This is a genomic window from Microbacterium sp. VKM Ac-2870 (assembly GCF_015350795.1).
Lineage (GTDB): Bacteria > Actinomycetota > Actinomycetes > Actinomycetales > Microbacteriaceae > Microbacterium.
Map to the genome: position 1 here is coordinate 73,928 of NZ_JADKSH010000004.1, position 13,131 is coordinate 87,058.

The following is a 13,131-nucleotide window of genomic DNA, read 5'->3' on the forward strand; positions in this document are numbered from 1 at the left end:
GGGCGACGAGGATGCTCTCGACGCCTCGGGTTCTGCACCCGGGTTCCAATCTAGTCGGTCGGTCCTGGACTGCATCTGAGTATGCAGCAGGGCTCTGACGTCGGCGTGAATTGGGCATCACGACCTCCCAAGGGTGCGTTGGAGGACGTACGGTGTGCGATCCTGGCAGGTTGCTCTCGAGGAGGTTGATATGGCGGAAGAATCGACGGGGCTTGTGGCGTTCCTGTTGGCTCGGATCGATGAGGATGAGCGGATCGCGGACCATGTCGCGTCAGTGTCACCGACGGCAGATACCGGATTCTGCGTCTGGGCGACGCAGTTCGCGTTCGACCCAGAACGCATGATCGTCGCGATCGACTATCAGAGAGTGTTCGCAGAGTGTGCCGCCAAGCGCCGGATCGTCGACGCGTTCCGCGCGGCGACGCCCGCAATGGTGCCAGCGGAGACGTTGGCGGCAGTGCTTCGGGAACTCGCCCTCGCTCATGCGGATCATCCCGACTACCGGAGCGACTGGCGGGTCTAGCGAAGTCTAGGGATATCTAGCGTTTCCCTAGACTTTCGCGAGGCCACCCGCTCGGGCTCATCGACGCTGAGTCGCTACCGGCTCGTTGACCAATTGCGTTGGCCGCGTGAACAGCGCCAAAGTGAAGGCCGATTCCGGTGAGGATGCCGCTGATAATGACGGCGGGATAGTGAACTAGGTGTATCCGGGGCCTGCAGGCAGGGCCGACCAGGCGCCCATCCCTATCACGATCATCGGCGCGGGCCGTCTGGGGCGGCTGAGGGCCACGATGATGAGCGCGAGCCCGTCGGTCGCGACGAATTTCGGCAGAAAGGGCAAGGAGGGACCCGTCCGCACGGTGATCCGCGCTTACCCGACACGGGCTTCGGCTACCGCGCCGTCAGATCTGGCGGATGCGAGGGGAGGAGGGCTGAGAGCTCCACGCCCAGCACCTGCGAAATCGCGAGCAGTGTCATCAGTCGTGGGTTGGCGGCCGTGTCCGGACGGGACTCGCCCTTCTCGAGCTTCTGAAACGTGTACCTACTCAGGTTTGCTTCGTAAGCGACCCGGTCTTGGCTGTAACCGCGGGCGAGCCGCTGACGCTGGATATTTGTTCCTATCTCACGGACGTACGCGCTCCAGTCAGAGCTTGGGTCCGGATTCCTGCGCACCCTCTCAGGCTTGCCGCGAAGCCTCCCGGAGAAGGCCTAATCCGTATGGCATTCTCTTGCTCATGGGCTTCGATCTTGTGGACGTGGGCGGCTTCCAGATGGCCGCCCGCGATCCTTTCCTCGAGGCACTGATCGCGATCGTCTCCGAGCCCAATGGTCTACCGACCGCACAGCATGCGTACGAGGCGGCGCGCGACTGGTGGGATGAGCATTCGCAAGGTCCGACACCCGCCGAACTGCTAGATGCGATGTTCGAGCCCGACGACTGGCTGACGGTCATCGCGGATCAGGAACGGCCACGCGGCGACCAAGAGGCACACCTCCAGCTACTGCGTGATTGGCTGCTTCTCTATTGGTGTCGGACCGGAGCGATCAGCTTCATCGCCGGCGCGGGGGAAGTAGTGCGACCAGGCAGCCTCGCACTAGTTCCGCCTGCGTCGTGAGGAGTCGGTCAGGCAGGTGGAATTCGTCACGACACTGTCGCGTGGGTGGCTCGAGGTGCCGCTTCTAAGCCGTCGAGTATCAGGCCGCATAGGTGGTCCGCCCCCGGGCCGACTTTGGCTGCGCGCTGATGCATCGAAGCGACAGTAGTGACACTATTGACGGTTCTGTGAACGGAGGAGCGCTGCAGATGAGTGACACGGAAGAGGGATCGGAGGACCTGTACACACTTGCCGAGGCTGCGGTGGAGCTATGGCGAATCGCTGACGCGCTCTTCGACGACGTGAGCAAGACACCTGGCCAGCTCGCAGTTGTTCTTGACGACATTCAAGCCTCCGACCTTTTACCTGGGAGCCCCGATATGGACGTCGAGGCCGAGCAGGAGTAGTCGCGACTGTCAGTCGGAGCTGTCCAGCGCCTGCCGCCTACTTCGGCTCTCGGTACCGACCAGAGCAGTGGGGGCATCCTCGGCCGGCCGACCGGCTGTATACCGCCGCTTCCCAGCGATGCCCAGCCGCGCACCTCCAGACAACCTTCCTGCCGGAGTGGGGGAGTATCTCCTGCGGCTTCAAGTCGTTCGCGGCGTCCCACTCTTTCGCGAGATCGGGACGGACCGTGGCGAGGTCGGTGACACCCGCCAAGGCGCGCTTGCCGCTGCAGAACGGACAGCCCTGACCCGCCGAGCGGTTGTTGATCGCTGCCTGCCAGCCATGACCACACTGACCAACCCACCACACCTTCTTCGCTGACTTAGCACCGACTAAAGAAGGCGACGACTCGCCGTTCCGCTCGTAGTCCCATTCGGCCGCAAGATCCGGCATAACGGTCGCCAAGTCCGTCTCACCTGGACTCGCCCGATTGCGCGCGCAGAAGGGGCAGCCCGAGCCGTTTCGGGTGCGATTAGCGATGGTCGCCTGCCATCGGTGCCCCTTCCCGCACACCCAGCGGACACGACGATTGGATCTAGCGCCGACCCCGTCCGGGTCACCTGCATTCGCTCCTGGAGTTCGGTCCCACTCCGCCGCGAGCTCGGGATACTCCGTACGGAGGTCCGTCTGCCCGGGCCACGCCGCTTGCCCGGCGCAGTATCGACACCCCGCGACCGATCGTACGTACGGCGAGGTCTCCCACCGATGACCGCGATCACAAACCCACGATGCCTTCACCGACGTACCTTGTTGTCCCCAGGGATCGCGGTCGCCAGCATTGCGTCTCCAGTCCCATTCGGCGATCGCCTGCGGAGATCGTTGAATCCATAAAGGGTAGGGGGCAGATACGTCGATGATTGCCGAGGTGTGGACGACCTCTAACGGGACGTCGAGGTCTTCGATGCGGGTCGCGCATACCTCGCGGCGTAGAGGGCGTAGCCACAGCACAATCCGTTCCACGAGAACCTCGATCGGCCCGTCGATAGCGGCCAGCGCGCTCTTGATCGCGGGGCGGAGGTCGACTGACGAGCACGCGGCCAGTCGCTGGACTCGTTTCGCGTCGGAAATCACCTCGAGTACTGCGATGGTCTCCGCGTAGAGCGCCGCGCGACCGCGGATCTCCCGGTCGTCTGCGCAGAGCGATACTGCGGCGCTCCACCCCTCGGGTCGTGTCAGCCACGCGTTGTCACGCACCATCTCCCATGCCCGAGCGTGTAATCGCGGGCCGACGTGGCCGCGGGTCACGAGGCGCCGAAACCCGCGCTCGGCTCTGAATAGGGCTCTGTCATGAGGCACGATCTGCTGTGTCTCAGTGGTCGTACCTGGGCCCACCCAGACCATCTGCCCCGGATGTCGAAGGCACCAGTTCTCGCGATCGTGCGGGATTTGCTCCACGTGATCGCCAGCCGAGCAGAGACGGCAAAGAAAGCGCTGGGGATAGGTCAAGGAGGGGTTTGGCTGTGCGATAGCGCGCAGCCGAAGGTGGTGGCCGGGGGGTCGTCCGGCGGCCGCCTCGACGATTGCGGCGGCCGCAGCCTCGTCCTTCCACACCCGGTAGATGTAAAGCTGCTTCTCGGAGGTGAGCCCTCGCTCGACGTCCTCGAACGGGACTCCCGTAGCTCGGCACTGACGCTGCGCATACGAGCGCGGTGTCTCCAGCCGGTGCCACTTCGGCCGGATCGCCCATGCTCGAGCGTCTGTCACGCCGCCTCGACCAAATCTTCAATCGTGATCGGGTGCCGAACCGGTGTCGTGTGGCGCAGGCCGTCGAGCGCGGTGAAGAGCCGGTGGCGGGTGACCTGCTCGTCGCGCCGGTGGTGGTCGTCGAGAATTGAAGCGACCAGCCGTTCGACGATCAGAGCGAGTACTGCGAGACGCCCGTCCGCGGCCTTCTGCAAAGCCCGGGCATTCCGTGTCAGCGTGCCAGGAGCGTGTTCGCAAAGCGGGAGATTTCGATCGAACGTCGTGACCCATCTGTCCCACAACGCGCGCCCGGCATCGGTCTCGTCAGCCCGGTGCAGCTCCACCATCTCGCATCGCATCGTGACCTGCAGACCGTCGCCCTTACCGAAGGCCGTTCCGCTCGCGAGGCTGATGCCGACCAAAGCGACCGTCGCTGACGACTCGTTCTGCAACGCCTTAATGACGCTCGAGGGTTCGCTGCCCCCGAGATTGTGCGCCTCGTCGATCACGAGAAGCTTCGTGCGGTGGAGGCGCAACAGATCGACGGCGCGGTGCCGGAGTTCGTCTGTCGTGATGTGCGTCGGCAGCACGATCGTCGGGGCCACGAATCGGATGATCTGCGCGAGCAGTGCCTTCCCGGTCCCGTGGTCGGTCATCTCAATCCACACCACAGGAACCTCGCCGTCGTCGGCGTACTCCGGATAGCGCTTAGCGTGTTCGTGCTCGACAGAACGAGCCAGAAGCAGCGCGAGCTCGGTCTTCCCGTAGAACATCGGGGCAGAAATCATGAGTCCTCGGCGGGAGTTCTTGCGGCGAGGATTGGAGCGGATGAGCTTGGCGAGAATGCCGGCGCTGAGGTCTTGCTCAGGGGTCGGCACCCGTAGCGTTAGTCGCAGAAAGTCATCGCGTGCCTGGTCATAGGCCGCGCGATCGTTAGCGGGCATGGCAGCGTAGTCAGCGAACGATAGGGCGGGCGGAGGCGGTGGGAGCGAGCTGAAGGCCTCTCGCAGGCCGGGCAGGGTGGTCTTGCGGTCGTGATCCAAGATCAGTGGCTCGACGATCACGAGCGGATGTCCTTGATGGTGACGATGTCGTATGCCGACGAGTTCCAATCGATGTCGTCTACGTCGACCGGAGCGGCCCACTCTCGCAGTTTGATGGGCGTTGACTCGGCAGATCCTTCAACCGTGTCGCCTGCCCTAGCCGGGCCACGTTGATCTCGGAGGTGTGTAGCGCGGGCGCGTTTGTCGCTGCGCGCCCGCCGCTCAACAGAATCCAAGAACTCCGCCGTCTTCGGAGTCTCGCCGCCGTCGGCGGCCCCGAACCGCTCCACCAGCTTCACAGCGGCCTCCGCCGCCATCCATGCCGAGCGATCATCGAGCGCCGTGTCCCAGCACTCGATCCAATCCTTAGTTTCGGGATGATGTACCCAGACGGCGTTGAGGTTGTACGGGTCGTAGCTGATGTCGACCTTGCGGGCACTTCTCGACCCAGGCGAGCCTGTCCCGGTCATCGAGCGTCCCCGGAGATCGGCCAGCAGTGGCGAGTCGTAGGTACGGTTTTGAAACGCGATGCCTTCGTTGCTGATCACGCGAGGTTTTGTGGGCAGCAGTGCGAAGAAGTCCTCGGCACGGAACGGCAATTGAACGCCCGGCCCTACCTCGAACAGCGCCGCATACATCTGGTTTGGAGTCCACTCCCGACCGGGAAACAGCGGCGATCTCAGCCCGCCGTGCTGTGTGTTGAGGTAGACCGTCGTGATCCACGTCTCGAATGCGAGGCGTACCGAGTCGAGTGTCAGCGTCGGTACGTCGCGCTTGCCGCGGTTGGCGACTGAGTTGCCCGTTGCGCCCGCCAACCAGGTTGCGAAGTTCGTCGACGTAGTGCCGAAGTTGCGCTCGACGTGCGGTTTCACTGTCGGGGCGTTGGGTGGTGCGAGGACCAGGGTCATGCCGAATGCGCGGCATGCTGCCTCGAACGTGGCGGAGCGGTAATCTGCACCCCCGTCGATCGTGATCGCGTGCGGGAAGATCCACGGCACGGCCAGCGAGTCGTCGTCGAGGTATGGGTTCACTCGCTTCATCAACTCAACCGGGAGCGTGGCGGACCCCGAGAGCACAGCCGCCGCTGAACCTGGGATAGCTCGCCGACCGACAATGGCTCGGGCTAAGAGCAACGCGTGATCGAAGCCGTTCGGAGCGTCTGCGTGGATCGCCCATGCCAGAGGGACCCGGCTTGCCACATCGAACAGCACGGTCGCGGTTGGCCGAAACACGTTGCCCTTGTCGTCCCACACCTGGACGTCGAGCTTGGTCGAATCGATCTCGCAAACCGCTCCGAGACGAGACGCGTTCCCGGAGAAGAACTCGCGCTCCGGGCTGTTGGCGGCCGTGCGTCGCGTCGTCGCCTTCGCGAAGCTGTATCTGCCGGCGTCCCGTTCGTTGATGTACCCCTGCAGCGTTCCGTCCTTGATCTCACAGATCGCGTCGCCCGGATACATCTGCGACAACGTCCGACGAACGAGCAACGCGCAGTGCCGTCGAGTGCTCGTGGGCATGTCTTTGCGATCGTCGAGTGCGCGGTCGATGACGGCGACCAGTCGGGGGTCGGCCTTCGCAATGGCCAGCCGCTTCTTGCCCTTGCGGTGCATCCGGGCATCGATGCCCGCGGTGCCATGAGCCTGGTAGGCGTTCCATAGGTTGTAGAGCGTGCGTCGAGATCGTCCGAGCGACGTGCCCGCGATCTCGGCGGTCTTGGAGGCGATTCGTTCCTCCTGGCGGGTCGTTGCTGGGTCGTACGCTACTCGTGGCTTCGTGGCGGTCACGTCCATCGGGGTTCCACGGAAGGCTTCCAAGAGATGCTTCTCCATGTCGAGGACATCGCTCGGCCAGTCGCCTTGGCTGGGTCGCAGCGGTAGATCGGTGTCGCGTCGCGCGGTGCCGGCGTGGGCGAGCAACTCGGGTACAGAGAGGACTAACCAGTCGTCAGAAGATCCGTCTCGCCGGAGCTTCGCCTCGGTGCCGCGGCGCACGCCTTCCCACACCCAGGTCTCGCCGTCGATTTCGACGGCATCACCGAGTCGAAGCTTGTGGTCGTCAGGCATGGGTCAACGCTCCTTCCCGGATGCGCTCCGAGGTCGAGTAGACGGTGTCACTGCTGAAGGTCGAAGCGAGATCAAGGTCGAGGAGCCGTCTCCACGCGAGGTTGTCGACCCAAGCGCAGGCCAGCGGCGGACAGTCCGGCGACACGATCCGGCATAGCTCGCCGCGCGTTCGGCCGCCTCGTGCGGCGTCCAAGATCAGAGCCTCCATCCTCGCGGTCGGTCTGCAGCGATCGTGGCGGGACGCAGAAATGCAGTCGAGGTTTCTCGTCGCGAGCGGGTCATGGCCGGCGAGTACACGGTAGCGCCACCCGAGCGCGGCGCAGACTTTCGCTGTCTCGTCGAACTGGAGCGTAGCCGCGTCGTCGATGCGGGCGGCCGGCCGAACATCGAGCAGGCCGTAACTGCCATCGATGAACTGAGCCAGCAGGTCGGGGATGTGCCAATGCCCGGACAGCCGCGAACCGTGTCCGAAAGCGACCGCCATCGGCTGCGCCCAGAGCCGGCTAACCTGCCCGCCGTAGTCCAGCCACAGGACTTCCCAGCGCTCTGCTTGAGACTCGCACCACACATGACTGCGTGTGCGCTCCCAGAAGTACAGCGCGCCGGTGAAGTAGTGACGGACGCCTTTCGAGGTGCGCACCTGCACAGGATCAATCGCAGCCCAGTCCCGTTCGCCGAGCTCTCTGCTGGTAACGCCGTGCTGCTGCTCGAGGCCGGCGCCGTTCTCATTTGCGCGCGGCACCCAGTGCACTTCGGTGCCCGCAGAGCGGCGCCTGGTCGTGATCTGTTTCGCGATGTCGACCGGTCGCACCTGGATGCCTCCCTACGGGCTCGCGACGCTGCGTGCCTGGTGCTGATACTCCCGCTGGGGGAGCGGAGCGGGCGCAGCCGCATCGGCGTTTCGCTGCATCCAGTGCAACGACGAACGGGACCAGTGCAACGTAAAGCCCACAAGTGCAACGAGAACGCGTTCCCGACAGGACGGGCGTTGACACGCGGCATTCTTGGGTTTAACGTACAACCAAATGGTTGCACAAACTGAGTTGAGTGACGATGAGACCGACCGCCTGTTCCACGCGATGGCGGCGGCGACGCGGCGCGACATCCTGCGGCGCACGATCGTCGACGAGCAGTCGGTGTCGGCGCTCGCCGCCGACTACGACATGTCGTTCGCGGCCGTGCAGAAGCACGTCGCGGTGCTCGAAGCCGCGGGTCTCGTCGTCAAACGCGCCGAGGGACGCGAGCGGCTGGTGCGTGCGGACCCCCGCATGATCGCCCGCGCCCGGGCGCTCCTCTCCCGCTACGAAGACCTCTGGCGCTCGCGCATCGATCGCCTCGACGCGCTGCTGGCAGAGCCGGCATCCCCGCACGATCCCCGCCCGACCCAAGGAGAATGACATGCCCGTCACCGACATCACGACCGATCCCGAGAACCTCACCATGACGCTCGTGGCGGATGCCGCGGCACCCGTCTCCCGTCTCTGGGAGGCCTTCACCGACCCCCGCCAGCTGGAGCGGTTCTGGGGCCCTCCCGGCTGGCCGGCGACGTTCACCGCGTTCGACCTGCGCCCCGGTGGGCGCGTGGACTACCGCATGACGAGCCCGAAAGGCGAGCGATCTGCTGGATCGTGGGAGGTGCTGAACGTCGACGCCGGACGCAGCTTCGAAGTGCTCGACTCGTTCGTCGGCAATGACGGCGAAAAGCTCGAGGGCTTCCCCTCGATGCGGATGGTGTTCTCCTTCGAGGCGACCGCCGAGGGCTCTCGCCTTACCAACACCACCTACTTCGCCTCGCTCGAGGCGCTGGAGCAGGTCGTCGCGATGGGCGCGATCGAGGGCTCGCGCCTGGCGATGAACCAGCTCGACGCGGTGCTGCAGGACCTGCGGGACTACGCGCAGGGCAAAGGCACGCGCACCGAGCTGCTCTCCGACCAGCACGTGCGCATCACCCGACTCATCGAGGGTTCGCGCGAGCTCGTCTGGCGTGCGCACCACGAACCCGAACTGCTGAAGAAGTGGCTGCTCGGCCCCGACGGCTGGCAGCTCGTGGCGTGCGAGGTCGGCGACACCTACCGCTACGTCTGGCAGCAGGGTGACGACGAGTCCACGCGTTTCGGCTTCGAGGGCTCGACGGTGCTGAGCGAGCCGATGTGGCGCGCGGTCACCACCGAACAGATGATCGGGATGCCGGGACCGGCCACCCTCAAAGACCTCCAGCTGTACGAAGAGGACGGCGCAACGCTGCTGACCCTGCTGATCGAGTACCCGGACAAGGAGACTCGCGACATGATCCTCGCCACGGGCATGACCGACGGTATGGAGGCCTCGTACGCGCGTCTCGAGGCGGTCGTCGCGGGGTAGGGCCTGGAGCGAGTCGAAACGCGGCTTCCCGGGGGTCACCCCTCGAGCACGAGGCGGTAGCCCATCCCCTGCTCGGTCAGCAGGTGCTGGGGTCGGGCCGGATCGCGCTCCAGCTTCTTGCGCAGCTGAGACATGTACAGCCGCAGGTAACCCGAATCGGCGACCTGATCGGTGCCCCAGATGTCCTTGAGCAGCGTCTGGCGGGTCACGAGTGTTCCCGGGTTGCGCGCCAGAAATTCGAGCATGCGCCACTCGGTCGGCGTGAGATGAACCACCTCGCCGTCGCGGGTCACCCGCGTGGCGGCCAGGTCGACCTCCACCGCTCCGAAACGGACGATCGGCGCGTCGCTCGAGGGTGTCGAGCCGTCGCCGCTGCGGCGGACGAGCGCCCGCAGCCGCGCGAGCAGCTCGTCGACCTGGAAGGGCTTGGTCACGTAGTCGTCGGCCCCGGCATCCAGCGCCTCGACCTTGTCGGCCGATCCGGTGCGGCCCGACACGACGAGGATCGGCACGCTCGTCCAGCCGCGGAGAGCATGGATCACCTCGATGCCATCGAGTCGCGGCATCCCCAGGTCGAGCATGACGATGTCGGGCCGCTGCTGGGCGGCGAGGGCGATCGCCGCGGCACCGTCGGGGGCGGCCACCACGTCGTAACCGTGCGCGGCCAGGGTGATCCGCAGTGCCCGAACGAGCTGCGGGTCGTCGTCGGCGACCAGGATCTTCACTCTCTCATCCTCCCTGCCCGGAGTCGAGAGAGTCGGACGCCGCGGCATCCACCGGCAAAGAGATGACCATGGTCAGTCCGCCGCCGGGCGTCGTCTCGGGAACGAGCGTGCCGCCCATCCCCTCGGTGAACCCCTTCGACAGGGCCAGGCCCAGCCCGAGGCCGGTCGTGTTGTCGGTGTCTCCGAGGCGCTGGAACGGCGCGAAGATCTCGTCCTGACGCTCGGCGGCGACGCCCGGTCCGTGGTCTACGATGCGGAGCTGGGCCGTCTCGCCGAGCCGGCTCGACGAGATGCGCACGCGCGAGCCCTCGGGGGAGTACCGATGCGCGTTGGCAAGCACGTTGACCACCACGCGCTGCAGCAGCACCGGGTCGGCGCGCACGCTCGGCACGTCGGGGTCGAGGGCGAGTTCGACGGCGCCGGGTCCGAGGCCGAGCTCGTCGATGGCTTCGAGCACCGCGGCGGTGACGTCGACGGAGGCCAACGAGACGGCCAGCACGCCCGCCTGCACCCGGCTGACATCCAGCAGATCGGTCACCAGGGAGGCGAGCGAGGCGAGCGACTCGTCGGCCGTCGCAATGAGCTCGTTGCGGTCGTCCGCACTGAGCGACGATCCCGCCGCGCGCAGTCCGCCGACGGCCGCGATCGCCGCGGCGAGGGGGCGTCGCAGGTCGTGGCTGGCCGCCGACAACAGGGCCGTGCGCACCTGGTCGGTCGCGGCGAGGGCATCGGCGGTGCGGGCCGTCTGGGTGAGATCGCGGTGCTCGATCGCGGCGGCAAGTTGCGCCGTGATCACGTCGAGCAGTCGCCTCTCGAGGGTGCCGAGGTCGCCGCCGTGCAGTTCCAGGGTGGCGCGTGGGCCGCCGGTCGCGGCGTCGGTGCCGACGGCGACCGAGACCGCACGGCCGTCGCTCACCGGTTCGCCGTCGGTCGCGATGACCTCGCCGGTCGACCCGTCTCCGGACAGCAGGCGCACCCCGCTCACGGCGAAGGCTTCGCGGATGCGGCTGATCAGCGCCGGCACGGCACTTTCTCCCCGCAGCACGCTGCCCGAGACGGTGGCCAGCAACTCCGATTCGGCCGCCGCGCGGCGCGCGCGACGGGTGCGGCGGGCAGCCTGGTCGACGATCCAGCTCACGAGGATCGCGATCACGACGTACAACACGAGCGACAGTGCATGAAGGGGTTTGTCGATGCTGACCGTGAAGCGCGGTTGGATGAAGAGGAAGTCGAGGGTGAGTCCCGACAACACGGCGGCGAAGAGCGCCGGCCAGATGCCGCCGATCAGCGCGACGACGACCACCAGCAACTGATAGGCGAGCACGTCGGACGTGATCGTGTCGTCGTTCGACGTGGAGAACAGCAGCCACGACAGCAGCGGGCCGCCGGTGAAGGCGACGATGAGCCCCAGGATGCGGCGACGCCAGCCGAGCGCGCCGCCGGTGAGGCGGGGCAGGTGCAACACGCCACCGGCCGCCGCGTGGGTGACGATGTGCACGTCGATGTCGCCCGACTCCCGGATGACCGTCGAGCCGATGCCCGGACCGGTGAAGGCCGCGCTCAGTCGACTGCGACGGCTCGCGCCCAGAACGAGCTGTGTGGCGTTGACCGATCTTGCGAAGTCGACGAGCGTGCGCGGCACGTCTTCGCCGATGACCTGGTGGTAGCTGCCGCCCAACGACTCGACCAGCGCCCGCTGGGCGGCCAGTGCTCCCGGCGCTGCTGCGCGCAGGCCTTCCTGTGTCGTCACGTGCACGGCCAGCAGCTCTCCGCCCGCGGCGCGCGCGGCGATGCGGGCGCCGCGGCGCAGCAGAGTGTCGCCTTCAGGACCGCCGGTGAGCGCAACGACCACCCGTTCGCGGGCCTGCCACGTGCCGGTGATGCCGTGCTCTTCGCGGTAGGTCTTGAGCGCGCTGTCGACCTCGTCGGCCAGCCAGAGCAGGGCGAGTTCGCGCAGGGCGGTGAGGTTTCCCAGACGGAAGTAGTTCGACAGGGCCGCGTCGATGCGCTCGGCGGGGTACACCGCGCCCGCGGCGAGGCGGTCGCGCAGCGATTGCGGCGCGAGGTCGACGACCTCGATCTGATCGGCCGAGCGCACCACGGCATCCGGCACTGTCTCGCGCTGCGTGATCCCGGTGATCTGCGCGACCACCCCGCCGAGGGAGGCGATGTGCTGCACGTTGACGGTCGTGATGACATCGATGCCGGCAGCGAGCAGCTCTTCGACGTCTTGCCAGCGCTTCTCGTTGCGGGAGCCCGGGGCGTTGGTATGGGCGAACTCGTCGACGAGGGCGATCTCGGGATGCCGCGCGAGGAGCGCGTCGACGTCGAGTTCGTCGAGTTCGACGTCGCGGTGCTGCATGCGTCGACGGTCGAGGGTCGGCAGTCCCGCGGCCTGGGCGGCGGTCGCGGCGCGCCCATGGGTCTCGACGATGCCCACGACCACGTCAACGCCGTCGCCCAGCAGGCGGCGCCCTTCGGTGAGCATCTCGTACGTCTTGCCAACGCCCGGCGCGGCCCCGAGCAGTACCCGCAGCCTGCCGCGCTTCATGCGTTCACCTTAGTTCTCGCTGCCCACCCCAGTCACCGCGGGTCACCGCTGGGCGGCGTCGAGCGCGATGTTCAGCTCCAGCACGTTCACCCGCGGCTCGCCCAGGAACCCGAGGTCGCGGCCGGTGGTGTGCTCGGCGACGATCGCCGAGACGACGGCGGGGTCGAGCCCGCGGGCCGCGGCCACGCGGGCGACCTGCAGCTGGGCGTACGCGGGCGAGATGTGCGGGTCGAGCCCCGATCCGGATGCCGTGACGGCGTCGGCCGGGATGTCACTCGTCGCTGCGTCGTCCGCCACGGCGACGGCAGCCTGGCGCTGCCCGATCGAGGCGATGAGGTCGGCGTTCTCGGGCCCGAGGTTCGAGCCGCTCGACGCGGTGCCGTCGTAGCCGGTGCCCGCGGCGGACGGACGCGACTGGAAGTACTGCGGCAGGGCCGCGCCGTCGGCATCCGTGAAGGACTGCCCGATCAGGGCGCTGCCGACGACCTGGCCGTCGGCACTGCGCAGCAACGATCCGTTGGCCGACCCGGGCAGCACGAGCTGGCCGAGTCCGGTGATCACCGCGGTGTAGCCGAGGCCGAGCACGACCGTGGCGAGCAGCATGGTGCGCGCGGCGACGCCGAGATGACGGAGGGAGGTGCGGGTGGACATGACGATGCCTTTCAG

General features: G+C 66.8%; 13 protein-coding genes. 5 read left to right on the plus strand and 8 right to left on the minus strand.

All coding sequences use genetic code 11. The annotated features are described in order from the left end of the window. Positions 1-190: 190 nt before the first annotated feature. Complete coding sequence (locus ITJ43_RS11110) at positions 191-523, plus strand: DUF6221 family protein (RefSeq protein WP_194583923.1); 333 nt, start codon at positions 191-193, stop codon at positions 521-523. Positions 524-891: 368 nt separating this feature from the next. Here ITJ43_RS11110 and ITJ43_RS11115 read toward each other — a convergent pair whose 3' ends face one another. Beyond that, on the minus strand, positions 892-1,173 hold the full coding sequence (locus tag ITJ43_RS11115; protein WP_194583924.1) for a helix-turn-helix domain-containing protein: 282 nt from the start codon (positions 1,171-1,173) through the stop codon (positions 892-894). Between the two features lie 62 nt (positions 1,174-1,235). On the opposite strand from ITJ43_RS11115, the gene ITJ43_RS11120 reads away from it, so the two are divergent. Both ITJ43_RS11120 and ITJ43_RS11125 read left to right on the plus strand, forming a co-directional pair. After that, positions 1,236-1,616, plus strand: coding sequence for a hypothetical protein (locus tag ITJ43_RS11120; protein ID WP_194583925.1), 381 nt, complete (start codon positions 1,236-1,238; stop codon positions 1,614-1,616). 188 nt (positions 1,617-1,804) lie between these two features. Next, complete coding sequence (locus ITJ43_RS11125; protein WP_194583926.1) at positions 1,805-2,002, plus strand: hypothetical protein; 198 nt, start codon at positions 1,805-1,807, stop codon at positions 2,000-2,002. Between the two features lie 37 nt (positions 2,003-2,039). Here the strand turns inward: ITJ43_RS11125 and ITJ43_RS15420 are convergent, their stop codons facing one another. From ITJ43_RS15420 to ITJ43_RS11145, 4 genes are all read right to left on the minus strand, one after another. Then, the gene (locus ITJ43_RS15420) at positions 2,040-3,383 is read right to left on the minus strand and encodes a zinc-ribbon domain-containing protein (RefSeq protein WP_416361072.1); all 1,344 of its coding nucleotides are present in this window, start codon (positions 3,381-3,383) and stop codon (positions 2,040-2,042) included. 359 nt (positions 3,384-3,742) lie between these two features. Beyond that, positions 3,743-4,837, minus strand: coding sequence for a TniB family NTP-binding protein (locus tag ITJ43_RS11135; protein ID WP_194583928.1), 1,095 nt, complete (start codon positions 4,835-4,837; stop codon positions 3,743-3,745). Next, the gene (locus tag ITJ43_RS11140; protein ID WP_194583929.1) at positions 4,786-6,828 is read right to left on the minus strand and encodes a Mu transposase C-terminal domain-containing protein; all 2,043 of its coding nucleotides are present in this window, start codon (positions 6,826-6,828) and stop codon (positions 4,786-4,788) included. The genes ITJ43_RS11135 and ITJ43_RS11140 overlap by 52 nt, the downstream gene beginning before the upstream one ends. Next, positions 6,821-7,639 carry a TnsA-like heteromeric transposase endonuclease subunit gene (locus tag ITJ43_RS11145; protein WP_194583930.1) on the minus strand — a complete coding sequence of 273 codons (819 nt, stop codon included), beginning with the start codon at positions 7,637-7,639 and terminating at the stop codon, positions 6,821-6,823. Before ITJ43_RS11145 ends, ITJ43_RS11140 begins: the two co-directional genes overlap by 8 nt. A 214-nt stretch (positions 7,640-7,853) precedes the next feature. Here ITJ43_RS11145 and ITJ43_RS11150 point away from each other — a divergent pair, with 214 nt between their 5' ends. Next, positions 7,854-8,225 carry an ArsR/SmtB family transcription factor gene (locus ITJ43_RS11150; protein WP_194583931.1) on the plus strand — a complete coding sequence of 124 codons (372 nt, stop codon included), beginning with the start codon at positions 7,854-7,856 and terminating at the stop codon, positions 8,223-8,225. A 1-nt stretch (position 8,226) separates the two neighbouring features. Continuing rightward, complete coding sequence (locus tag ITJ43_RS11155; RefSeq protein WP_194583932.1) at positions 8,227-9,189, plus strand: SRPBCC family protein; 963 nt, start codon at positions 8,227-8,229, stop codon at positions 9,187-9,189. 35 nt (positions 9,190-9,224) lie between these two features. On the opposite strand, the gene ITJ43_RS11160 is transcribed toward ITJ43_RS11155, so the two are convergent. Genes ITJ43_RS11160 through kdpC form a run of 3 tightly spaced genes read right to left on the minus strand, consistent with a single transcriptional unit; the run spans position 9,225 to position 13,116 of the window. After that, positions 9,225-9,914, minus strand: a complete 690-nt coding sequence (locus ITJ43_RS11160; protein WP_194583933.1) for a response regulator — start codon at positions 9,912-9,914, stop codon at positions 9,225-9,227. Between the two features lie 4 nt (positions 9,915-9,918). Next, positions 9,919-12,465, minus strand: a complete 2,547-nt coding sequence (locus tag ITJ43_RS11165; protein ID WP_194583934.1) for a DUF4118 domain-containing protein — start codon at positions 12,463-12,465, stop codon at positions 9,919-9,921. A gap of 42 nt (positions 12,466-12,507) precedes the next feature. Beyond that, positions 12,508-13,116 carry a potassium-transporting ATPase subunit KdpC gene (gene kdpC, locus ITJ43_RS11170; protein WP_194583935.1) on the minus strand — a complete coding sequence of 203 codons (609 nt, stop codon included), beginning with the start codon at positions 13,114-13,116 and terminating at the stop codon, positions 12,508-12,510. Positions 13,117-13,131: the final 15 nt, after the last annotated feature.